Origin of the sequence: Escherichia sp. WS1118 (assembly GCF_046487695.1) — a bacterium.
GTDB classification, from domain to species: domain Bacteria; phylum Pseudomonadota; class Gammaproteobacteria; order Enterobacterales; family Enterobacteriaceae; genus Escherichia; species Escherichia coli.
The window spans coordinates 239,411-262,789 of record NZ_JBJQIZ010000007.1; the positions used below are offsets into that span (position 1 = coordinate 239,411).

The 23,379-nt window shown below is 48.7% G+C and carries 23 protein-coding genes and 1 riboswitch; of the genes, 17 read left to right on the forward strand and 6 right to left on the reverse strand.

Annotation, left to right across the window (positions count from 1 at the left end):
• Positions 1-21: 21 nt before the first annotated feature.
• Positions 22-2,055, reverse strand: a complete 2,034-nt coding sequence (metG, locus tag ACJHYO_RS14285) for a methionine--tRNA ligase (protein WP_001350700.1) — start codon at positions 2,053-2,055, stop codon at positions 22-24.
• 131 nt (positions 2,056-2,186) lie between these two features.
• Here metG and apbC point away from each other — a divergent pair, with 131 nt between their 5' ends.
• From apbC to ACJHYO_RS14315, 6 genes are all read left to right on the forward strand, one after another.
• Positions 2,187-3,296: an iron-sulfur cluster carrier protein ApbC gene (apbC, locus tag ACJHYO_RS14290; protein ID WP_001005448.1), complete on the forward strand. Its 1,110-nt coding sequence runs from the start codon at positions 2,187-2,189 to the stop codon at positions 3,294-3,296.
• Positions 3,297-3,558: 262 nt separating this feature from the next.
• Positions 3,559-3,840 carry a YehE family protein gene (locus ACJHYO_RS14295; protein ID WP_001046487.1) on the forward strand — a complete coding sequence of 94 codons (282 nt, stop codon included), beginning with the start codon at positions 3,559-3,561 and terminating at the stop codon, positions 3,838-3,840.
• Between the two features lie 293 nt (positions 3,841-4,133).
• The gene (locus tag ACJHYO_RS14300) at positions 4,134-4,676 is read left to right on the forward strand and encodes a fimbrial protein (RefSeq protein WP_000830454.1); all 543 of its coding nucleotides are present in this window, start codon (positions 4,134-4,136) and stop codon (positions 4,674-4,676) included.
• Positions 4,677-4,756: 80 nt separating this feature from the next.
• Complete coding sequence (locus tag ACJHYO_RS14305) at positions 4,757-5,431, forward strand: fimbria/pilus periplasmic chaperone (protein ID WP_000677332.1); 675 nt, start codon at positions 4,757-4,759, stop codon at positions 5,429-5,431.
• A 15-nt stretch (positions 5,432-5,446) separates the two neighbouring features.
• Positions 5,447-7,927 (forward strand): fimbrial biogenesis outer membrane usher protein, encoded by a 2,481-nt coding sequence (locus tag ACJHYO_RS14310; RefSeq protein WP_000945347.1) that lies wholly within the window; start codon positions 5,447-5,449, stop codon positions 7,925-7,927.
• A gap of 15 nt (positions 7,928-7,942) precedes the next feature.
• Entirely contained in the window at positions 7,943-8,977 is a 1,035-nt protein-coding gene (locus ACJHYO_RS14315; protein ID WP_085455432.1) for a putative fimbrial-like adhesin protein, read from the forward strand.
• An 81-nt stretch (positions 8,978-9,058) separates the two neighbouring features.
• On the opposite strand, the gene rcnB is transcribed toward ACJHYO_RS14315, so the two are convergent.
• Positions 9,059-9,397: a Ni(II)/Co(II) efflux transporter accessory subunit RcnB gene (gene rcnB / locus ACJHYO_RS14320; RefSeq protein ID WP_000153067.1), complete on the reverse strand. Its 339-nt coding sequence runs from the start codon at positions 9,395-9,397 to the stop codon at positions 9,059-9,061.
• A gap of 218 nt (positions 9,398-9,615) precedes the next feature.
• Positions 9,616-10,440 carry a nickel/cobalt efflux protein RcnA gene (rcnA, locus tag ACJHYO_RS14325; RefSeq protein ID WP_000134614.1) on the reverse strand — a complete coding sequence of 275 codons (825 nt, stop codon included), beginning with the start codon at positions 10,438-10,440 and terminating at the stop codon, positions 9,616-9,618.
• 120 nt (positions 10,441-10,560) lie between these two features.
• Here rcnA and rcnR point away from each other — a divergent pair, with 120 nt between their 5' ends.
• The 5 genes from rcnR to ACJHYO_RS14350 all read left to right on the forward strand — a co-directional run bounded on the left by rcnR (position 10,561) and on the right by ACJHYO_RS14350 (position 14,322).
• Positions 10,561-10,833 carry a Ni(II)/Co(II)-binding transcriptional repressor RcnR gene (rcnR, locus tag ACJHYO_RS14330; protein WP_000019944.1) on the forward strand — a complete coding sequence of 91 codons (273 nt, stop codon included), beginning with the start codon at positions 10,561-10,563 and terminating at the stop codon, positions 10,831-10,833.
• Positions 10,834-10,924: 91 nt separating this feature from the next.
• Positions 10,925-11,021: riboswitch (TPP riboswitch) on the forward strand.
• 34 nt (positions 11,022-11,055) lie between these two features.
• Positions 11,056-11,844, forward strand: coding sequence for a hydroxyethylthiazole kinase (thiM, locus tag ACJHYO_RS14335; protein ID WP_001195614.1), 789 nt, complete (start codon positions 11,056-11,058; stop codon positions 11,842-11,844).
• Positions 11,841-12,641 (forward strand): bifunctional hydroxymethylpyrimidine kinase/phosphomethylpyrimidine kinase, encoded by an 801-nt coding sequence (thiD, locus tag ACJHYO_RS14340; RefSeq protein WP_000822280.1) that lies wholly within the window; start codon positions 11,841-11,843, stop codon positions 12,639-12,641. Before thiM ends, thiD begins: the two co-directional genes overlap by 4 nt.
• A 64-nt stretch (positions 12,642-12,705) precedes the next feature.
• The gene (locus tag ACJHYO_RS14345; protein WP_021516272.1) at positions 12,706-13,524 is read left to right on the forward strand and encodes a glycoside hydrolase family 25 protein; all 819 of its coding nucleotides are present in this window, start codon (positions 12,706-12,708) and stop codon (positions 13,522-13,524) included.
• Positions 13,525-13,575: 51 nt separating this feature from the next.
• Entirely contained in the window at positions 13,576-14,322 is a 747-nt protein-coding gene (locus ACJHYO_RS14350) for a GntR family transcriptional regulator (RefSeq protein WP_000434049.1), read from the forward strand.
• On the opposite strand, the gene ACJHYO_RS14355 is transcribed toward ACJHYO_RS14350, so the two are convergent.
• The 3 genes from ACJHYO_RS14355 to ACJHYO_RS14365 are packed head-to-tail and all read right to left on the reverse strand — an operon-like array spanning position 14,296 to position 17,536.
• Positions 14,296-15,261, reverse strand: a complete 966-nt coding sequence (locus ACJHYO_RS14355; protein WP_000011935.1) for a carbohydrate kinase family protein — start codon at positions 15,259-15,261, stop codon at positions 14,296-14,298. The two genes, ACJHYO_RS14350 and ACJHYO_RS14355, sit on opposite strands and share 27 nt — an antisense overlap.
• Positions 15,258-16,262 (reverse strand): ADP-ribosylglycohydrolase family protein, encoded by a 1,005-nt coding sequence (locus ACJHYO_RS14360; RefSeq protein ID WP_000846203.1) that lies wholly within the window; start codon positions 16,260-16,262, stop codon positions 15,258-15,260. Before ACJHYO_RS14360 ends, ACJHYO_RS14355 begins: the two co-directional genes overlap by 4 nt.
• Positions 16,259-17,536 (reverse strand): nucleoside permease, encoded by a 1,278-nt coding sequence (locus tag ACJHYO_RS14365; RefSeq protein ID WP_000858523.1) that lies wholly within the window; start codon positions 17,534-17,536, stop codon positions 16,259-16,261. The genes ACJHYO_RS14360 and ACJHYO_RS14365 overlap by 4 nt, the downstream gene beginning before the upstream one ends.
• Before the next feature lie 256 nt (positions 17,537-17,792).
• On the opposite strand from ACJHYO_RS14365, the gene fbaB reads away from it, so the two are divergent.
• From fbaB to ACJHYO_RS14395, 6 genes are all read left to right on the forward strand, one after another.
• Positions 17,793-18,845, forward strand: a complete 1,053-nt coding sequence (gene fbaB / locus ACJHYO_RS14370) for a class I fructose-bisphosphate aldolase (RefSeq protein ID WP_000129551.1) — start codon at positions 17,793-17,795, stop codon at positions 18,843-18,845.
• Positions 18,846-19,073: 228 nt separating this feature from the next.
• Entirely contained in the window at positions 19,074-19,928 is an 855-nt protein-coding gene (gatY, locus tag ACJHYO_RS14375; protein ID WP_000289800.1) for a tagatose-bisphosphate aldolase subunit GatY, read from the forward strand.
• 28 nt (positions 19,929-19,956) lie between these two features.
• Positions 19,957-21,219 (forward strand): tagatose-bisphosphate aldolase subunit GatZ, encoded by a 1,263-nt coding sequence (gene gatZ / locus ACJHYO_RS14380; RefSeq protein WP_000853834.1) that lies wholly within the window; start codon positions 19,957-19,959, stop codon positions 21,217-21,219.
• 9 nt (positions 21,220-21,228) lie between these two features.
• On the forward strand, positions 21,229-21,681 hold the full coding sequence (gatA, locus tag ACJHYO_RS14385; RefSeq protein WP_000182899.1) for a PTS galactitol transporter subunit IIA: 453 nt from the start codon (positions 21,229-21,231) through the stop codon (positions 21,679-21,681).
• Between the two features lie 30 nt (positions 21,682-21,711).
• On the forward strand, positions 21,712-21,996 hold the full coding sequence (gene gatB, locus ACJHYO_RS14390) for a PTS galactitol transporter subunit IIB (RefSeq protein ID WP_000823288.1): 285 nt from the start codon (positions 21,712-21,714) through the stop codon (positions 21,994-21,996).
• 3 nt (positions 21,997-21,999) lie between these two features.
• Positions 22,000-23,355 (forward strand): PTS galactitol transporter subunit IIC, encoded by a 1,356-nt coding sequence (locus ACJHYO_RS14395; protein WP_001467958.1) that lies wholly within the window; start codon positions 22,000-22,002, stop codon positions 23,353-23,355.
• Positions 23,356-23,379 lie beyond the last annotated feature (24 nt).

Consider the following 23,379-nt stretch of genomic DNA (forward strand, 5'->3'; position numbering starts at 1 on the left):
ATGCAGCGCCTTGAAGGGGGATTATTTCACCTGATGACCCGGTTTAGCACCGGCATCCGGGCTTAGCAGGAAGATATCTTTCCCACCAGGACCAGCAGCCATTACCATGCCTTCGGAGATACCGAAGCGCATTTTACGTGGTGCCAGGTTAGCCACCATAATGGTGTGACGACCAATTAGTGCTTGCGGATCCGGGTAAGCAGAACGAATGCCGGAGAAGACATTGCGTTTTTCACCGCCGAGATCCAGCGTCAGGCGCAGCAGTTTGTCAGAACCTTCAACAAACTCTGCGTTTTCAATCAGCGCCACGCGCAGGTCAACTTTGGCGAAGTCGTCAAAGGTGATGGTTTCCTGAATCGGGTCGTCAGCCAGTGGGCCAGTTACCGGTGCGGCTGTGGCTTTTACTTCCTCTTTGGATGCTTCCACCAGTGCTTCAACCTGTTTCATATCGATGCGGTTATACAGCGCCTTGAATGGATTCACTTTATGGCCCAACAGCGGTTGCTGGATACCATCCCAGGTCAGTTCTGTATTGAGGAATGCTTCTGCGCGCTCGGTCAGTTTCGGCAGTACCGGTTTCAGGTAAGTCATCAGCACGCGGAACAGGTTGATGCCCATTGAGCAAATCGCCTGCAGATCGGCATCGCGACCTTCCTGCTTCGCCACCACCCACGGAGCCTGTTCATCGACATAGCGGTTAGCCAGGTCAGCCAGCGCCATGATTTCACGGATAGCTTTACCAAATTCGCGGCTTTCCCACGCTTCACCAATCACTTCAGCGGCATCAGTGAAGGTTTTGTACAACTGCGGGTCAGCCAGCTCGCTTGCCAGCACACCGTCAAAACGCTTATTGATAAAGCCAGCGTTACGGGACGCCAGGTTAACCACTTTGTTCACGATATCGGCATTCACGCGCTGAACGAAATCTTCCAGGTTGAGATCGATATCATCAATGCGCGAAGACAGTTTGGCGGTGTAGTAGTAGCGCAGGCTGTCGGCGTCAAAATGATTCAGCCAGGTGCTGGCTTTAATAAAGGTGCCGCGAGACTTGGACATTTTCGCGCCGTTCACCGTCACATAGCCGTGAACAAACAGGTTGGTCGGCTTGCGGAAGTTGCTGCCTTCCAGCATGGCAGGCCAGAACAGGCTGTGGAAGTAAACGATATCTTTACCGATGAAGTGATACAGCTCGGCAGTGGAATCTTTCTTCCAGTATTTATCGAAGCTTACGCTGTCGCCGCGCTTGTCACACAGATTCTTGAAAGAGCCCATATAGCCAATCGGTGCGTCCAGCCAGACATAGAAATATTTGCCCGGCGCGTTCGGAATTTCAAAACCGAAATAAGGCGCGTCGCGGGAGATATCCCACTGTTGCAGGCCAGATTCAAACCACTCCTGCATTTTATTTGCCACCTGCTCCTGCAACGCACCGCTGCGGGTCCATGCCTGCAGCATTTCGCTGAAAGAGGGCAGATCAAAGAAGAAGTGTTCAGAATCACGCATTACCGGGGTAGCACCAGAAACCACCGATTTCGGCTCGATCAGTTCAGTCGGGCTGTAGGTCGCGCCGCAGACTTCGCAGTTATCGCCGTATTGATCCGGGGATTTACATTTCGGGCAGGTGCCTTTTACAAAACGGTCCGGCAGGAACATGCCTTTTTCCGGATCGTACAGCTGAGAGATGGTGCGGTTTTTAATAAAACCGTTTTCTTTCAGACGAGAGTAGATAAGTTCTGACAACTGGCGATTCTCTTCGCTGTGCGTCGAGTGATAGTTGTCATAGCTGATGTTAAAGCCTGCGAAATCAGTCTGATGTTCCTGACTCATTTCGCCAATCATCTGCTCCGGGGTGATACCAAGCTGCTGAGCTTTAAGCATGATCGGCGTGCCGTGGGCATCGTCGGCGCAGATGAAGTTGACCTCGTGGCCGCGCATTCGCTGGTAACGGACCCAGACATCAGCCTGGATGTGCTCCAGCATATGGCCGAGGTGGATTGAGCCGTTAGCGTACGGCAGTGCGCACGTCACCAGAATTTTCTTCGCGACTTGAGTCATAGTAGGCATTACTTCTTAATAGTGAAAAGGGCTTAGATAGTACCAAATGGGAAAATGTTAAGTAAGTACTTCTCTATATTCTTCAGGTAAACTATCAGCTGATGGTTTATCTATACAAAAAAGGAGTCGGGATGAACGAACAATCCCAGGCCAAATCACCAGAAGCCCTGCGCGCAATGGTCGCCGGGACACTGGCCAATTTTCAGCACCCAACCCTGAAGCATAACCTCACTACGCTGAAAGCGTTGCACCATGTCGCCTGGATGGACGACACGCTGCATGTGGAACTGGTTATGCCGTTTGTCTGGCATAGCGCGTTCGAAGAGTTAAAAGAGCAATGTAGCGCCGAACTGCTGCGCATTACCGGGGCGAAAGCTATCGACTGGAAACTGTCGCACAATATCGCCACCTTAAAACGCGTGAAGAATCAGCCGGGTATTAATGGCGTGAAGAACATCATTGCGGTCAGTTCCGGTAAAGGCGGCGTGGGTAAATCCTCCACGGCGGTAAACCTGGCGTTGGCACTGGCGGCGGAAGGGGCGAAAGTCGGCATTCTGGATGCCGATATCTACGGCCCATCAATCCCCACCATGCTGGGCGCAGAAAATCAGCGTCCAACTTCGCCGGACGGTACCCATATGGCACCGATTATGTCTCATGGCCTGGCAACCAATTCAATTGGTTATCTGGTCACTGACGACAATGCGATGGTGTGGCGTGGCCCAATGGCGAGCAAGGCGTTAATGCAAATGTTGCAGGAAACCTTGTGGCCGGATCTCGACTATCTGGTGCTTGATATGCCGCCAGGTACCGGTGACATTCAATTGACATTGGCACAAAACATTCCAGTAACCGGTGCAGTCGTGGTCACCACCCCGCAGGACATCGCGTTGATCGATGCGAAAAAAGGCATTGTGATGTTCGAGAAAGTCGAGGTTCCGGTGCTCGGTATTGTCGAGAACATGAGTGTGCATATTTGCAGTAACTGTGGTCACCATGAACCGATTTTCGGTACCGGTGGTGCAGAGAAACTGGCCGAGAAATACCACACGCAGCTGCTGGGGCAGATGCCGTTACACATCTCCTTACGTGAGGATCTCGATAAAGGCACGCCAACGGTTATCAGCCGTCCTGAGAGCGAATTTACCGCTATCTACCGCCAGCTGGCTGACCGCGTTGCAGCTCAGCTCTACTGGCAGGGTGAAGTCATTCCAGGCGAGATTTCCTTCCGCGCGGTCTAACGCGTATTAACCATTCTGATTATTCTTCATACACCGCAGAGATGTTACATTGATGCGGTGTATTTGTTTTTGCCGCATTAATGAACACTTATTTAATGCTGCGAATATTCTGCGGACCTTCGTCCGAAACTCTACAAAGTCGATTGATCGTACCGGCGATGCTTCATTATCATCCTTCGTGGCTGTGTAGTGGATGTACAGCTATAGTTTGTTATGCACTCATTCTTTCCAGGCATAACCTTTACTACAGGGATAACGTTCAATGAATAAGTACTGGCTGTCAGGAATTATTTTTCTTGCCTATGGATTGGCTTCTCCCGCGTTCTCTTCAGAAACTGCTACATTAACGATTAATGGTAGGATCAGTCCCCCAACATGCAGTATGGCTATGGTTAATGGTCAACCTCAACAGCATTGTGGTCAGTTAACGTATAATGTTGATACCCGTCATCAGGTTTCTTCGCCAGTTAAAGGTGTAACGACGGAAGTGATTGCTGCAGATAGCGATAGCAAACGTCGAATCGTGTTAAATCGCTACGATTAATTTGCCACCCTGGTTTTAATCGGATTTAGAAAGCTTAAATCATTTACATGAATGATTTAAGCTTTTTTTATTGATATTAATAATACCATTTATAGAAATCCACATTAATTAATAGATTTGATAAATATTTAATGTGCTTAAGTATTTGTTGTGTTTATATTGCAATAGTTAATTTGCTTTAAATCAATAAAACAATGTGTTTACATTGCGGCAACTTTTTTGGTGTGAGAAATTTGTTTCCAAGAGATACAGACTCTTAACAACCAAAAATAGATTTTATTAAGGAGCATATTATGAAACGTTCAATTATTGCTGCCGCTGTTTTTTCTTCTTTTTTTATGAGCGCTGGGGTATTTGCCGCAGACGTTGATACCGGAACATTAACCATTAAAGGGAATATTGCAGAATCTCCGTGTAAATTCGAAGCAGGTGGCGATTCATTAAGTATTAATATGCCAACTGTACCAACTACGGTCTTTGAAGGTAAAGCTAAATACTCGACCTATGATGGTGCAGTCGGTGTAACCAGCAGCATGTTAAAAATTAGCTGTCCGAAAGAAGTTGCTGGTGTAAAACTCTCGTTGATTACCAACGATAAAATAACCGGAAACGATAAGGCGATAGCCAGTAGCAACGATACCGTGGGTTATTATCTCTATTTAGGTGATAACAGCGATGTCCTGGATGTTTCTGCACCTTTCAACATCGAGAGTTATAAAACAGCGGACGGTCAATATGCCATTCCGTTTAAAGCAAAATACCTGAAACTGACAGATAACTCAGTGAATTCAGGTGATGTGTTATCTTCCCTGATTATGCGTGTGGCGCAGGATTAATAAATAAAATTGCAATATTCTTCAGGTAATTAACATGGCCGCTATCTCCATGGCGGCCTTTTAATTTAAGAGGCATTAAGATGAAAGGATTATTAGCTTTACTCATTTCTTCTATGGTCCTTCCTGCACATGCCGGTATTGTTATCTACGGGACGCGTATTATTTACCCGGCAGAGCACAAAGAAGTGATGGTGCAGTTGATGAACCAGGGAAACCGTTCTTCGCTGATGCAGGCGTGGATTGATGATGGCGATACGTCATTACCACCAGAAAAAATTCAGGTTCCTTTCATGTTAACGCCACCAGTGGCAAAAATAGGGGCAAATTCCGGGCAGCAAGTAAAAATTAAAATTATGCCGAATAAACTCCCCACTAATAAAGAGAGTATTTTTTATCTGAATGTTCTGGATATTCCACCAAATAGTCCAGAACAAGAAGGTAAGAATGCACTGAAGTTTGCGATGCAAAACAGAATTAAGTTGTTTTACCGGCCAGCGGGTATTGCTCCGGTAAATAAAGTGACCTTTAAAAAGTTACTGGTAAATCGCAGTGGCAATGGATTGGTGATAAAAAATGACTCAGCTAATTGGGTGACGATTTCGGATGTCAAAGCTAATAATGTCAAAGTCAATTATGAAACTATTATGATTGCCCCCTTAGAAAGTCAGAGTGTTAATGTCAAAAGTAATAATGCAAATAACTGGCATCTGACCATTATCGATGACCATGGCAATTATATTAGTGACAAAATTTAATTGCAGGAGCTGCCTATGTTGAGAATGCCCCCACTTGCATCAGCAATCGTAGCGTTATTGATCGGCATTGAAGCTTATGCAGCTGAAGAAACCTTTGATACCCATTTCATGATAGGTGGAATGAAAGACCAGCAGGTTTCAAATATTCGTCTTGAAGATAATCAGCCCTTGCCGGGGCAGTATGACATCGATATTTATGTCAATAAGCAATGGCGTGGGAAATATGAGATCATTGTTAAAGACAACCCGCAAGAAACATGTTTATCAAGGGAAATGATCAAGCGGTTAGGCATTAATACCGATAGCTTTGCCAGCGGTAAGCAATGTTTAACATTTAAGCAACTTATTCAGGGCGGGAGCTATACCTGGGATATCGGAGTTTTTCGTCTCGATTTCAGTGTCCCGCAGGCCTGGGTGGAAGAACTGGAAAGTGGCTATGTACCACCTGAAAACTGGGAGCGGGGTATTAATGCGTTTTATACCTCTTATTATATGAGTCAGTATTACAGCGATTATAAAGCGTCCGGTAATAGCAAGAGTACATATGTACGTTTTAACAGCGGGTTAAATTTATTGGGGTGGCAACTGCATTCTGATGCCAGTTTCAGTAAAACAAATAACAATCCAGGGGTGTGGAAAAGCAATACCCTGTATCTGGAACGTGGATTTGCCCAACTTCTCGGCACGCTTCGTGTGGGTGATATGTACACATCAAGCGATATTTTTGATTCTGTTCGCTTCAGCGGTGTGCGGTTGTTTCGTGATATGCAGATGTTGCCTAACTCGAAACAAAATTTTACGCCACGGGTGCAGGGGATTGCTCAGAGTAACGCGCTGGTAACTATTGAACAGAATGGTTTTGTGGTTTATCAGAAAGAGGTTCCTCCTGGCCCGTTTGCGATTACAGATTTGCAGTTGGCCGGTGGTGGAGCGGATCTTGATGTCAGCGTGAAAGAGGCGGACGGTTCGGTAACCACCTATCTGGTGCCTTATGCAGCGGTACCAAATATGCTGCAACCCGGCGTGTCGAAATATGATTTTGCGGCGGGTCGTAGCCATATTGAAGGGGCGAGCAAACAAAGTGATTTTGTCCAGGTGGGTCATCAGTATGGTTTTAATAACTTATTAACGCTGTATGGTGGCTCGATGGTCGCGAATAATTATTACGCGTTCACTTTGGGGACTGGCTGGAATACACGCATTGGTGCCATTTCCGTCGATGCCACGAAGTCGCATAGTAAACAAGACAACGGCGATGTGTTTGACGGGCAAAGTTATCAAATTGCCTACAACAAATTTGTGAGCCAAACGTCGACACGTTTTGGTCTGGCGGCCTGGCGTTATTCGTCGCGTGATTATCGGACATTTAATGATCACGTATGGGCAAACAATAAAGATAATTATCGCCGTGATGAAAACGATATCTATGACATTGCCGATTATTACCAGAACGATTTTGGCCGTAAAAATAGCTTCTCTGCCAATATGAGTCAGTCATTGCCAGAAGGCTGGGGTTCTGTGTCCTTAAGTACGTTATGGCGAGATTACTGGGGGCGTAGCGGCAGCAGTAAGGATTATCAGTTGAGTTATTCCAACAACCTGCGAAGGATAAGCTATACCCTCGCGGCAAGCCATGCTTATGACGAGAATCATCATGAAGAGAAACGTTTTAATATTTTTATATCGATTCCCTTTGATTGGGGTGATGACGTTACGACGCCTCGTCGGCAAATATATATGTCTAACTCAACGACGTTTGATGATCAGGGGGTTGCCTCAAATAATACGGGATTATCAGGAACCGTTGGAAGCCGGGATCAGTTTAACTATGGGGTCAACCTGAGTTATCAGTATCAGGGAAATGAAACGACAGCTGGGGCGAATTTAACCTGGAACGCGCCGGTTGCGACAGTGAATGGCAGTTATAGTCAGTCGAGTGCTTATCGACAGGCTGGAGCCAGTGTTTCAGGGGGCATTGTCGCTTGGTCGGGTGGCGTTAATCTGGCAAACCGTCTTTCTGAAACGTTTGCTGTGATGAATGCGCCAGGAATTAAAGATGCTTATGTCAATGGGCAAAAATATCGCACAACAAACCGTAATGGAGTGGTGGTATACGACGGAATGACACCTTATCGGGAAAATTACCTGATGTTGGATGTGTCACAAAGCGATAGCGAAGCAGAATTACGTGGCAACCGGAAAATTGCCGCCCCTTATCGCGGCGCGGTTGTACTGGTTAATTTTGATACCGATCAGCGCAAGCCATGGTTTATAAAAGCGTTAAGAGCGGATGGGCAACCATTAACGTTTGGTTATGAAGTCAATGATATCCATGGTCATAATATTGGTGTTGTCGGCCAGGGAAGCCAGTTATTTATTCGCACCAATGAAGTACCGCCATCGGTTAATGTGGCAATTGATAAGCAACAAGGGCTTTCATGCACAATCACCTTCGGTAAAGAGATTGATGAAAGTAGAAATTATATTTGCCAGTAATAGTCAGGTGGTTCTATGGAAATTCGCATAATGCTATTTATAGTAATGATGATGGTTATGCCTGTGAGCTATGCGGCATGTTATAGTGAGTTATCTGTTCAGCACAATTTGGTTGTTCAGGGGGATTTTGCACTTACTCAAACACAAATGGCGACATATGAGCATAATTTTAATGATTCGTCATGCGTGAGTACAAATACTATCACACCTATGAGCCCGTCGGATATTATTGTTGGACTTTATAACGATACCATTAAATTAAATTTACATTTTGAATGGACCAATAAAAACAACATTACGTTGTCAAATAATCAGACCAGTTTCACCAGTGGTTATTCGGTGACGGTGACACCTGCGGCCAGTAATGCAAAAGTGAATGTTTCTGCGGGGGGCGGTGGTTCAGTGATGATTAATGGAGTTGCGACATTATCCAGTGCTTCATCATCGACACGCGGGAGTGCCGCAGTACAATTTCTACTGTGTTTATTAGGTGGTAAGTCATGGGATGCATGTGTAAATAGCTACAGAAATGCATTGGCACAAAATGCAGGTGTCTATTCCTTTAATCTGACATTGTCATACAACCCGATAACCACAACCTGCAAACCGGACGATTTATTAATTACGTTAGAGAGTATTCCCGTTTCACAATTACCAGCCACAGGTAACAAAACAACAATAAATAGTAAAAAAGGGGATATTATTCTGCGTTGTAAAAATTTATTAGGTCAACAAAGTCAAACATCACGGAAAATGCAGGTGTATTTATCAAGTTCTGACTTGTTAACCAACAGCAACACGATCCTGAAAGGTGCGGAAGATAATGGCGTAGGATTTATTCTTGAAAGTAATGGTACGCCAGTCACACTTTTAAATATCACTAACAGCAGTAAAGGATATACAAATTTAAAAGAAATTGCGGCAAAGTCAAAACTTACAGATACAACGGTTTCAATTCCGATAACGGCCAGTTACTACGTCTACGATACAAACAAAGTTAAATCTGGCGCACTGGAGGCAACCGCATTAATCAACGTGAAATACGACTAATAACAAGCAAGACGAGCAAGTGGCTAATAATAAAAATATTAAGGTGTCTGCATTCCCCCCTCTCTCCGAGGGGGCTTTTTTTTAGCGATGATAAAAAATCTCACCGTCGTAGGCTTTAATGATTTTACCGTCGGTGTCGCTGATCAACACGTACGCGCCACCCATATAGGTCCAGTGCGTCCCGGCATCAGGCGCGGGCAGGTTACGTAACTGCCACTGCTTAATGTTGTACTCATCGGTGCGGTACATCTCTGGGACGGTGTCACCTGGTTTGAAATGCTTAAAGTCAGCAATGAAACTGCTTAACTCATACTTAGAAATTCCCGAGGTATTGGTCGAACCCGCGGTGGCTGGTGCGGCCCAGGCGGCACTGGTAACCAGCAAAAGCGCACCCAGCAACATCTTATTTTTAATGGTCATAAACTCTCCACTTTGGGGATCTGTAATATCAGTCGCATATCTTTCCTGCCATACAATATAACTGACAAGCGATATTTTGTTAGTGATCCCATGATTTCGTAAAAAGTGTAAATGAAAGGATGCCCTAAAAGCATCCTTAGCGAGCAGAGAGTCAGCGGAAATAGCTGATTTAAGAATCATCCTGGGCTGAAGATAACATGCAAGCCTAAAGGATTGAGTTATCGCATTATGCCCATGAAGCCATGTACGCCCATATACACACCAACTAAGCCAATCAACAGACTGGAAAAATAGGGAGCGCGTTTAGCGAGAGTGTTAAATCCGCTCCAGCGTTTTGCGACCTGCTGAACGCTGATTGCTGCGCCAACGCCTACGGTGACAAGCGTTAACGCCAGGCCGAGGCTGAAACTGACGACCAGTGTTGCGCCCAGTGTCAGGGCTTTCAACTGAATGCAAATCAACAGCACGGTAATTGCTGCCGGGCAGGGGATAAGGCCACCGGTTAAGCCAAATAGCAAAATTTGCCAGTTGGTGACCTCTCTACCATCAAAGCGTCGTTTAATGTCATTGGCATGGGCTCGTGCATGGGCATCCTGATACTCGCCATGTTCGTGATGGTGATGATGTCCATGGTCGTGGTGATCTTCGTGATCGTGGTGATGATGCTCATGATCATGCTCGTGCATATTCTCCAGCCAGTTGCGTTCGCCGCGCCAGGTACGCCAGAACATCCAGAACGCGGTGCTAATAATGATCACTGCGGAAATCAACTGGAGCCACGGTTCTGCTGATTGAGCAGTAAAGCGTTTGCTGATCACCATCCCGCCAAAGGCAATTAACCAGACCACTGCGGTATGCGAAATAGTTGCTGCCAGTCCGAGCATCACCGCCTGTTTAATGGTGCCTTTGATGGCGATGATAAACGCCGCCATCATCGTTTTTGAGTGCCCCGGTTCCAGGCCATGAAGCGCACCAAGTAAGATGGCGCTGGGGATGAAGAACCAGGCGTTTCCTTGCTGAAGAAGTGTTGTAAATTCGGTCATGATAATAATTCTTAGTATTAATTCGGCAATCTGATTCTACTCCCCCCCAGTACCTGATACTACCCCCCAGTAGATTAATAGTGCTATGATTTTTCATATTCTTGTTAACCAGGTGTTGCCATGTCTCATACAATCCGTGATAAACAGAAACTGAAAGCGCGTGCCAGTAAGATTCAGGGCCAGGTCGTGGCGCTCAAGAAAATGCTCGACGAACCGCATGAATGCGCTGCAGTTTTACAACAGATTGCTGCTATCCGTGGCGCGGTAAACGGTCTGATGCGGGAAGTGATTAAAGGCCATCTGACGGAACACATCGTTCACCAGGGGGATGAGCTAAAACGTGAAGAAGATCTGGATGTCGTTCTGAAGGTGCTGGATTCTTATATCAAATAATTTCACAACGTTATTGTAATACCGCCGTTTTTCCCCGTTTACAACGCGTGCGCTGGACATTACCATCCTCCTCTGCGATTTATTATCGCAACCAAACGACTCGGGGTGCCCTTCTTTGTGAAGGCTGAGAAATACCCGTATCACCTGATCTGGATAATGCCAGCGTAGGGAAGTCACGGACCACCAGGTCATTGCTTCTTCACGTTATGGCAGGAGCAAACTATGCAAGTCGACCTGCTGAGTTCAGCGCAATCTGCGCACGCGTTACACCTTTTTCACCAACATTCCCCTCTTGTGCACTGCATGACCAACGATGTGGTGCAAACTTTTACTGCCAATACCTTGCTGGCGCTCGGCGCATCGCCAGCGATGGTTATCGAAACCGAAGAGGCCAGTCAGTTTGCGGCTATCGCCAGTGCCTTGTTGATTAACGTTGGCACGCTGACGCAGCCACGAGCGCAAGCGATGAGTGCTGCCGTTGAGCAAGCAACACGATCACAAACGCCCTGGACGCTTGATCCGGTTGCGGTTGGTGCGCTCGATTATCGCCGCCGTTTTTGTGTGGAACTTCTGTCCCATAAGCCAACCGCCATACGTGGTAATGCTTCGGAAATCATGGCATTAGCTGGCGTTGCTAATGGTGGACGGGGAGTGGATACCACTGATGCCGCAGCTAACGCGATACCCGCTGCACAAACACTGGCACGGGAAACTGGCGCAATCGTCGTGGTCACTGGCGAGGTGGATTATGTTACCGATGGACATCGTATCATTGGCATTCACGGTGGCGATCCGTTAATGACCAAAGTGGTAGGAACTGGCTGTGCACTATCGGCGGTTGTCGCTGCCTGTTGTGCGCTACCAGGCGATACGCTGGAAAATATCGCATCTGCCTGTCACTGGATGAAACAAGCCGGAGAACGCGCAGTTGCCAGAAGCGAGGGGCCAGGCAGTTTTGTTCCACATTTCCTTGATGCGCTCTGGCAATTGACGCAGGAGGTGCAGGCATGAAACGAATTAACGCTCTGACGATTGCCGGTACTGATCCGAGTGGTGGTGCGGGGATTCAGGCCGATCTTAAAACCTTCTCGGCACTTGGCGCTTATGGTTGCTCAGTTATTACTGCACTAGTGGCGCAAAATACCCGTGGCGTACAGTCGGTGTATCGCATTGAGCCTGATTTTGTCGCCGCCCAGCTCGATTCGGTGTTCAGCGATGTGCGAATCGACACCACTAAAATCGGTATGTTGGCGGAAACCGATATTGTTGAAGCGGTGGCAGAACGGTTGCAACGTTATCAGATCCAAAACGTGGTACTCGACACCGTTATGCTGGCAAAAAGCGGCGACCCGCTGCTTTCACCTTCGGCAGTTGCCACGCTACGCAGTCGATTATTGCCACAGGTTTCATTAATAACACCAAACTTGCCCGAAGCAGCCGCCTTGCTCGACGCGCCACACGCGCGCACCGAACAGGAAATGCTGGAACAAGGGCGATCGCTGTTGGCGATGGGCTGTGGCGCAGTGCTAATGAAAGGTGGTCATCTGGATGATGAGCAAAGCCCGGACTGGCTGTTTACCCGCGAGGGTGAACAACGGTTTACCGCACAGCGCATTATGACCAAAAACACTCACGGCACTGGTTGTACGCTCTCTGCGGCGTTGGCTGCACTGCGCCCGCGCCATACAAACTGGGCTGACACCGTACAGGAGGCAAAAAGCTGGCTTTCATCGGCATTAGCCCAGGCCGACACGCTGGAAGTTGGTCACGGTATTGGTCCGGTTCACCACTTCCACGCCTGGTGGTGAGCACCGTACTATAGCTGCTTTGGTTATTGTCAGCCTTTGGTGCTGACATTCAGGGATGAAACCAATGCAGTTGAGAATCACCAGTCGAAAAAAATTCACCGTTTTATTATGCGCTCTTGGGCTAATTTCCATCGTTGCAATTTATCCGCGTCAGACGGTGAATTTTTTCTATTCGACAGCAATTCAGATTAAAGACTACATTCACTTCTACGGTTATCGCCCGGTTAAATCTTTCGCTATTCGCATTCCTGCCAGTTACACCATTCACGGAATAGATGTTTCGCGCTGGCAGGAGCGGATCGACTGGCAGCGGGTGGCAAAAATGCGCGATAACGGTATTCGCTTGCAGTTTGCCTTTATTAAGGCGACGGAAGGCGAAAAGCTGGTGGACCCCTATTTTTCGCGTAACTGGCAACTAAGCCGCGAAAATGGCCTGCTGCGCGGGGCGTATCATTATTTTTCCCCGTCGGTATCTGCTTCAGTTCAGGCGCGATTATTTCTGCAAACGGTGGATTTCTCACAAGGCGATTTCCCTGCCATGCTGGACGTAGAAGAACGGGGAAAATTATCGGCAAAAGAATTACGCAAGCGGGTAAGTCAGTGGCTAAAAATGGTCGAAAAACGTACGGGAAAAAAGCCAATTATTTACTCAGGAGCCGTTTTTTATCACACCAATCTGGCGGGCTATTTCAATGAATATCCGTGGTGGGTGGCTCACTATTATCAACGTCGCCCGGACAATGACGGCGTGGCCTGGCGCTTCTGGCAGCATTCCGACCGTGGACAGGTCGATGGCATTAATGGTCCGGTGGATTTTAATGTGTTTAATGGCACGGTGGAGGAGTTGCAGGCATTCGTTGATGGGATTAAAGAAACGCCTTAAATATGAAGCAGTGATATACTCCCACCAGATTCCCCGGCAGGAAAAAGACAAATGGAACAAGCGCATACCCAGCTGATTGCCCAACTGAACGAGCGTATTTTAGCGGCGGATAACACGCCGCTTTATATTAAGTTTGCCGAAACGGTAAAAAATGCCGTGCGCAGCGGGGTGCTGGAGCATGGCAATATTTTGCCCGGTGAGCGTGATTTAAGTCAGTTAACCGGCGTTTCGCGCATTACGGTGCGCAAGGCGATGCAGTCGCTGGAAGAAGAGGGCGTGGTGACGCGTTCGCGTGGTTACGGCACGCAGATCAACAACATCTTCGAATACTCGCTGAAAGAAGCGCGGGGGTTTTCTCAGCAGGTGGTATTGCGCGGGAAAAAGCCCGATACGCTATGGGTTAACAAGCGTGTCGTGAAATGTCCCGAAGAAGTCGCGCAACAGCTGGCGGTCGAAGCGGGAAGTGATGTCTTTTTGCTTAAGCGTATTCGCTATGTCGATGAAGAGGCGGTATCGATTGAGGAATCGTGGGTTCCGGCACATTTAATTCATGATGTTGATGCCATCGGGATTTCTCTTTATGACTACTTCCGCAGCCAGCACATTTACCCACAACGTACGCGTTCCCGCGTTAGCGCCCGGATGCCGGATGCCGAGTTTCAGTCACATATTCAGTTAGATAGCAAAATACCGGTGCTGGTGATCAAGCAAGTGGCGCTTGACCAACAGCAACGGCCTATTGAGTACAGCATCAGCCACTGTCGCAGCGATCTATACGTTTTCGTGTGCGAGGAGTAGTTCCTCGCGCGTTGGCGCACAATCACCGCCCCGATGCCCGACAACCCACGACGCCACTGCATTGCCCAGTAATACGGCATCCGCCAGTGGCAGACCAGAGGCCAGCCCGGCAAGTACGCCGCCGGCATGACTGTCGCCCGCCCCAATGGTGTCTACAACTTGCGTTGGAAATGCCGGAATGCAGCCAGAAGCGTCGTTGCTGAAATACCATGCGCCTTCTTTATCGAGGCGAACGATCAACGGCGCGGCAAATTTCTCCTGCCATTGCTTGCCAAGTGTTGTTATCTCTGCGGATAAAGCAAAACGTTCGGCGGCAATCTCAGCCTCTTGACGATTGAGTGACACTAAAGGTCGACAGGCCATGATCCGCGCCAGTAATGCATCCGGGATATCGCCAATACGTGGGCCAAAATCGATAAACGGCGTCACGTCTTGTAGCTTTTCCAGCCATTCCACTAACAATTCGCCGCAGGGCGAGGCCAGTTGATAACCGGAAAAATAGAGCAGGCTGCCAGGCGCAACGGTTAATCGCGCCAGCCACTGGCGATTCCATTGATTTTCCACACCGCTGAATGACATAAAAGTGCGTTCGCCATCCGGCTCAACCAGCGCCAGACACCAGCCGTTATCACCTTCGGCGTTATCGATCAGGCTGATTAAGTCCTCTTTTGCCATGCGGTTGCGAATAATCTCCGCCCACACCCCCTGACCGAGCGGCAAGGCATTACCCGCTTCGATGCCGAGGCGCTTTAATGCCACGGCAATATTCAGGGCGCAGCCGCCAACGTTAACGCTCTGCTGTTTCAGTTCGATATCGCACCCACGCCAGGGGAGGGCATAAGCGTCGGCGATCACATCAATGACCGCCGCGCCGACGACCATCACCGGCTGACGCGTGGCTAATTCAGGCAGCAGCGTGTGTAATCGAGCGCCGCTCATATCGCCTCCCGTTGTTGGCGATACTTCGCCAGCGCCGTGGCATAGCGGTTGAAATCAAGCTGATTTACTGCATCCAGTTCCGCCTTTAACGCAGGATCGATAGCGTTAACGCCATGCAACGCGCCGCAAATTGCCGTCGCCATAGCACCGATGGTGTCTGTGTCGCCGCCAAGGTTAGCGCACAGGACGGCGCAACGGTTCGGGTCGGTTTGTGCCAGTTCAACCAGCGCAATGGCGCACGGAACGGACTCAATAGTACTGGTACCTGCGCCAACGACCTGGTAAAGCTGTTCGCTGGCGGATTCGGTGCCGTCAGCATTGCGCACAATTTTCAGCGCAATCTCCAGACGTGCTGCCAGTGAGGCGCTGAAGGTAGTGATGCGTTTTTGTTGAGCATGTCGCGCAATTGAAGGCAGTGAATCAACAATCGCTGACCAGCTTTCTCCGTCAATGGCACGAGAAATCGCCCATGCGATGACTACCGCCCCCGCAACCGCCAGATCGGATTTATGTGTCGGGCTGGAGGCCAGCGCCACATCATCAATAAAGGAATCAACATCACGCGCCGGAAGCAAACAACCTAATGGCGAGATGCGCATCGCTGCGCCGTTGGTCACGCCGTTATTTTCCAGTTCAGCAACGGGTTTACCGTCGCGAATGGCGTTAAGCGCAATCTTCGAGGTCGGACCTAGTACGTTTTTGTTAAAGGCGTCGAAACGCAGCGCCCAGTCGAGAATATTACGCCCAATCAGATCCGGATCGATCTTGCCTTCACGTTCCAGTAACGCATCCGCCAGACACAGCGCCATCGAGGTATCGTCGGTGAATTCGGCGCGGTTAAAATAACAGGCTGCGTTATTCTCCTTTGGCCCAGGCAGAAAACGGTCAATCCAGCCAAAGTGTGCTTTGACGCGACTGCGCGGCCAAAGCTCGGAGGGCATCCCCATCGCATCCCCTAACGCCTGCCCATAAAGAGCACCGAGAATACGTTCTGTTTTCATTTAACTTCCCCTTGTGTCAACGCAATATCGCGATCATCGACCTTGATAGCCGTAATTTCGTTGTCGGATTCGCGGAAAAAAATCATGAACAGCACGGCGATAATGGCAATCATCACCGCGCCGAAAGTCCACATCCCGGCCCAGTTGAAAGTCAGTCCGTTTACCGGTTCCTGATAAGCGAACATCTTTTCCATCATCACACCGCCAAGACGATAGCCGAGCAAACTGCCGAAGCCCTGGCAGCAGAGCGTGATCAGCCCCTGCGCGGCAGTACGCATATGCACGGGGGCTTTTTTATCGACATAGATGTAAGCGGTAACGTAGTAAAAATCGTAACTTACGCCGTGCAGCAAAATGCCGAGGAACAAGAGAGCGTAAGTGAAATATTCATCCGCACTGCCGTAAATAAAGAAGCCATAACGGATCGCGGCGGTGACCAGACCAAGCAATAATACCTTTTTGATACCAAAGCGTTTGGTGAAAAACGGCAATGCCAGCATAAAGAAGATTTCAGAGAACTGGCCGAGCGTCATCCAGCCAGTGGCGTTTTTCATGCCAACTTCGGTCAGATAACCGTTGGCAAAGATGTAATAGAACGCCAGTGGCATCGCAAACAGGAATGAACAGAAGAAAAAGACGAGGAAGTTCTTATCGCGCAGCAGGATCAGCGCATCCAGGCCGAGCATGACTTTAATATCCATTTTGCCGGTGCTTTTGGGCGGTGTGTCGGGCAGGAAAAATGCAAACACACCAAGCAGAGCAGAACTTCCGGCAGTAATCAGCAGCGGGATGTTCGTCGGTGAGATATCGGCATACCCCAGCATTTGCGGCAAGAAACCACATGCCAGACCAGAGGCAATCCAGCCGATAGTGCCCATCACACGAATGCGCGGGAAATCACGCTCCACATCCGGCACGTTGGCAAAAGCGATACTGTTAGTCAGCGCAATGGTCGGCATATAGGTTAGCGAGTAGGCCAGCAGTAACGGGAAGAACCCGGCAAAAGTGGTCTGTTGCGCGGCGAAATACATCAGCACCGCACCAGCGAACATCAATACCGCCAGCACTTTTTGCGCCGAGAAAAAGCGGTCAGTGATGGAGCCAACCAGAATCGGCGACAGGATCGCCGCAATGGCGGTACAGGCATACGACCAGCCAATTTCTCCGGCACTAAAACCGCTTTTACTTAACCACAACCACAATGGCACAAACCACGCGCCCCAGATAAACCATTCAACAAACATCATGAACGACAGCTTTGCTGTTGTTTTCATCTTTTAATTCCTTCATGACAGGTAATGTAAGGTACGCGATGACAATACCACTTAATAATACCTTTTAAATACCTTTGCGGTGAAAACTTGACCGCGGTAACATTTTTTCTGATGAATCGAGCCAACAGAAAACGCTGAAAAAACATCCAAAAGATGGAAAAACTCGCCCGTAACGACCAGGATTATGATTGCCCGCAAAAGGCGGGCCAGGACAATCCATAGCCGATATCCAATCGGAATTTACGGGAGCATAGTAATGACAGATATTGCGCAGTTGCTTGGCAAAGACGCCGACAACCTTTTACAGCACCGTTGTATGACTATTCCTTCTGACCAGCTTTATCTCCCCGGACATGACTACGTAGACCGCGTGATGATTGACAATAATCGCCCGCCAGCGGTGTTACGTAATATGCAGACGTTGTACAACACCGGGCGTCTGGCTGGCACAGGATATCTTTCTATTCTGCCGGTTGACCAGGGCGTTGAGCACTCTGCCGGAGCTTCATTTGCCGCTAACCCGCTCTACTTTGACCCGAAAAACATTGTTGAACTGGCGATCGAAGCGGGCTGTAACTGTGTGGCGTCAACTTACGGCGTGCTGGCATCGGTATCGCGGCGTTACGCGCATCGCATTCCATTCCTCGTCAAACTTAATCACAACGAGACGCTAAGTTACCCGAATACCTACGATCAAACGCTGTATGCCAGCGTGGAGCAGGCGTTCAATATGGGCGCGGTGGCGGTTGGTGCGACTATCTATTTTGGCTCGGAAGAGTCACGTCGCCAGATTGAAGAAATTTCTGCGGCTTTTGAACGTGCGCACGAGCTGGGCATGGTGACAGTGCTGTGGGCCTATTTGCGTAACTCCGCCTTTAAGAAAGATGGCGTTGATTACCATGTTTCCGCCGACCTGACTGGTCAGGCGAACCATCTGGCGGCAACCATAGGTGCAGATATCGTCAAACAAAAAATGGCGGAAAATAACGGCGGCTATAAAGCGATTAATTACGGTTATACCGACGATCGAGTCTACAGCAAACTGACCAGTGAAAACCCGATTGACCTGGTGCGTTATCAGTTAGCTAACTGCTATATGGGCCGGGCCGGGTTGATAAACTCCGGCGGTGCTGCAGGCGGTGAAACTGACCTCAGCGATGCAGTGCGTACTGCGGTTATCAACAAACGCGCAGGCGGAATGGGGCTGATTCTTGGACGTAAGGCGTTCAAGAAATCGATGGCTGACGGCGTGAAACTGATTAACGCCGTGCAGGACGTTTATCTCGATAGCAAAATTACTATCGCCTGATGCGCTTCATACGAACAGCACTACCCCGTAGGCCGGAAAAGGCGTTAACGCCACATCCGGCATAAAACCACGCGTACTTTGTTACGGCTTCCCCCGGGAGGCCGTTTTTTTTGCCTTTCATTCCTCGAACAATTTTCATATTGTCGTTTTTGTGATCGTTATCTCGACATTTAAAAACAAATAATTTCATTATGTTTTGAAATCGAAAATAAACGACAGGATGTGAAAATGTACGTGGTATCGACAAAGCAGATGCTGAACAACGCGCAGCGCGGCGGTTATGCGGTTCCGGCATTCAATATTCACAATCTCGAAACGATGCAAGTGGTGGTGGAAACCGCTGCCAGCATGCATGCGCCGGTCATCATCGCCGGAACGCCCGGCACATTTACTCATGCCGGTACAGAAAATCTGATGGCGCTGGTCAGCGCGATGGCGAAGCAATATCACCATCCACTGGCAATTCATCTCGACCATCACACAAAATTTGACGATATCGCTCAGAAGGTTCGTTCTGGCGTGCGCTCAGTCATGATTGACGCCTCGCATTTGCCTTTTGCGCAAAATATTTCACGGGTCAAAGAGGTGGTGGATTTTTGCCATCGCTTTGATGTCAGCGTCGAAGCGGAGCTGGGGCAACTTGGCGGCCAGGAAGATGATGTGCAAGTCAATGAAGCCGATGCTTTTTATACCAACCCCGTTCAGGCGCGTGAATTTGCCGAGGCAACCGGGATTGATTCCCTGGCGGTCGCCATCGGCACGGCTCACGGTATGTATGCCAGAGCACCGGCGCTTGATTTTTCTCGACTGGAGAACATTCGCCAGTGGGTGAATTTACCGCTGGTGCTGCATGGCGCGTCAGGATTATCGACTAAGGATATTCAGCAAACCATCAAACTGGGGATATGCAAAATCAACGTTGCAACAGAGCTAAAAAATGCCTTCTCGCAGGCGTTAAAAAATTACCTGACCGAGCACCCCGAAGCGACCGATCCCCGTGATTATTTGCAGTCGGCTAAATCTGCAATGCGCGATGTGGTGAGCAAAGTGATTGCCGATTGTGGCTGCGAGGGCAGGGCATAACGCACCTGCCATTTAACAAGGAAAAAACATGAAAACGTTAATTGCCCGGCATAAAGCTGGTGAACATATTGGCATATGTTCAGTCTGTTCTGCACATCCGTTGGTTATCGAAGCGGCGCTGGCATTTGATCGCAACAGCACGCGTAAAGTGCTGATTGAAGCAACGTCAAACCAGGTCAATCAATTTGGCGGTTATACCGGAATGACACCGGCAGACTTTCGCGAATTTGTTTTTGCGATTGCCGATAAAGTCGGATTTGCTCGTGAGCGTATTATTCTCGGCGGCGACCATCTGGGACCAAACTGCTGGCAGCAAGAAAATGCGGATGCGGCGATGGAAAAATCCGTCGAGCTGGTAAAGGCATATGTTCGTGCCGGCTTCAGTAAAATTCATCTTGATGCGTCAATGTCCTGCGCTGACGATTCCATACCGTTAGCGCCAGAAACGGTTGCTGAACGTGCCGCTGTGCTTTGTCTGGCGGCGGAAAGTGTGGCGACTGATTGCCAGCGTGAGCAACTGAACTATGTCATTGGCACCGAAGTTCCGGTTCCGGGCGGTGAGGCCAGCGCCATTCAGTCAGTACACATCACCCAGGTTGAAGATGCCGCCAATACTTTACGCACGCATCAAAAGGCCTTTATTGCCCGTGGTCTGGCAGAGGCGTTAACACGCGTGATTGCCATCGTGGTGCAGCCGGGTGTGGAATTTGACCATAGCAATATTATTCATTATCAGGCGCAAGAAGCTCAGGCGTTGGCGCAATGGATAGAAAAAACCAAAATGGTTTATGAAGCGCATTCCACCGATTACCAGACTCAGACGGCCTATCGGGAATTAGTTCGCGATCATTTTGCAATTTTGAAAGTCGGTCCGGCATTAACCTTTGCGTTACGCGAGGCGATATTTGCGCTGGCACAAATTGAGCAGGAACTCATCGCTCCAGAAAATCGTAGCCGTTGTCTGGCGGTGATTGAAGAAGTGATGCTCGACGAACCGCAATACTGGAAAAAATATTATCGCACGGGTTTTAACGATTCATTGCTGGATATTCATTACAGCCTGTCGGATCGTATTCGTTATTACTGGCCGCATAGCCGGATTAAAAATAGCGTCGAAACGATGATGGTGAATCTGGAAGGCGTGGACATCCCACTGGGCATGATTAGTCAGTATCTTCCGAAACAATTTGAACGCATTCAGTCCGGGGAATTATCAGCAATACCGCATCAGCTTATTATGGATAAAATTTATGATGTTTTGCGCGCCTATCGCTACGGCTGTGCGGAATAAGGACGGTATATGACTAACCTGTTTGTTCGTAGCGGAATTTCTTTTGTCGATCGTAGCGAAGTTTTAACCCATATCGGTAATGAGATGCTCGCGAAAGGTGTGGTTCATGATACCTGGCCACAGGCATTAATTGCCAGAGAAGCAGAATTCCCTACCGGGATAATGCTTGAGCAGCACGCCATTGCAATACCGCATTGTGAGGCGATTCATGCTAAGTCGTCAGCCATTTATCTGTTAAGGCCAACAAATAAAGTTCATTTTCAGCAAGCGGATGATGATAACGACGTGGCGGTATCGTTGGTTATTGCGTTGATTGTGGAAAATCCGCAGCAGCAATTGAAACTTTTACGCTGTTTATTTGGCAAGTTACAACAGCCCGATATCGTCGAGACACTAATTACTCTTCCTGAAACTCAGTTAAAGGAATACTTCACAAAGTATGTTTTAGATTCAGACGAATAAATCCCTCTGTAACAATAAAAAGGACTATTTATGAAACGCAAGATTATTGTCGCTTGCGGAGGCGCGGTTGCGACCTCCACGATGGCGGCGGAAGAAATTAAAGAGTTGTGTCAGAGTCATAATATTCCTGTTGAATTAATCCAGTGTCGGGTTAATGAAATAGAAACCTATATGGATGGCGTGCATTTGATATGCACCACTGCCAGGGTGGATCGTAGTTTTGGCGATATTCCGTTAGTTCACGGCATGCCTTTTGTTTCTGGTGTCGGTATCGAAGCATTACAAAATAAAATTCTGACTATCTTACAGGGGTGACCTATGTTTTCAGAAGTCATGCGGTATATTCTCGACCTCGGCCCTACGGTGATGCTGCCGATTGTCATCATTATGTTTTCTAAAATATTAGGCATGAAGGCAGGCGATTGCTTTAAAGCAGGTCTGCATATCGGGATTGGCTTTGTTGGCATTGGCCTTGTGATTGGCTTAATGCTGGATTCCATTGGCCCGGCGGCGAAAGCGATGGCGGAAAATTTCGACCTGAATCTGCATGTGGTCGATGTCGGCTGGCCGGGCTCTTCACCCATGACCTGGGCGTCGCAAATTGCGCTGGTGGCGATTCCGATTGCGATTCTGGTTAACGTGGCGATGTTACTGACCCGTATGACGCGGGTGGTAAATGTTGATATCTGGAATATCTGGCATATGACCTTCACCGGCGCGTTGCTGCATCTGGCAACCGGTTCATGGATGATAGGGATGGCGGGTGTGGTAATTCACGCGGCGTTTGTTTATAAGCTCGGCGACTGGTTTGCCCGCGATACCCGAAATTTCTTTGAGCTGGAAGGCATTGCTATTCCGCACGGTACGTCGGCGTATATGGGGCCGATTGCGGTGCTGGTCGATGCTATCATCGAGAAAATCCCAGGCGTTAACCGAATTAAATTTAGCGCCGATGATATTCAGCGCAAATTTGGCCCTTTTGGCGAACCGGTCACCGTGGGTTTTGTGATGGGGCTGATTATCGGCATCCTCGCGGGTTACGATGTCAAAGGTGTATTGCAGCTGGCGGTAAAAACGGCGGCAGTTATGCTGCTGATGCCACGGGTGATTAAACCCATCATGGATGGTTTAACGCCCATCGCTAAGCAGGCCCGTAGTCGTTTACAGGCGAAGTTCGGCGGTCAGGAGTTCCTGATTGGCCTTGATCCGGCGTTGCTGCTGGGACATACGGCGGTGGTATCGGCAAGCCTGATTTTTATTCCACTCACCATTTTAATTGCTGTTTGTGTGCCGGGTAATCAGGTGCTGCCGTTTGGCGACCTTGCCACCATCGGCTTCTTTGTGGCGATGGCGGTCGCGGTGCATCGTGGAAATCTGTTCCGCACCTTAATCTCGGGTGTCATCATTATGAGCATCACCCTGTGGATCGCGACGCAAACTATTGGTTTGCACACCCAACTGGCGGCTAATGCGGGCGCGTTAAAAGCCGGGGGTATGGTGGCTTCAATGGATCAGGGCGGTTCTCCCATTACCTGGTTACTGATTCAGGTTTTCTCCCCGCAAAATATTCCCGGTTTCATTATTATCGGCGCCATTTATCTCACCGGTATTTTCATGACCTGGCGTAGGGCGCGCGGCTTTATCAAACAAGAGAAAGTCGTTCTCGCAGAATAATTTTTACCTGAGGGGGAGGTTATC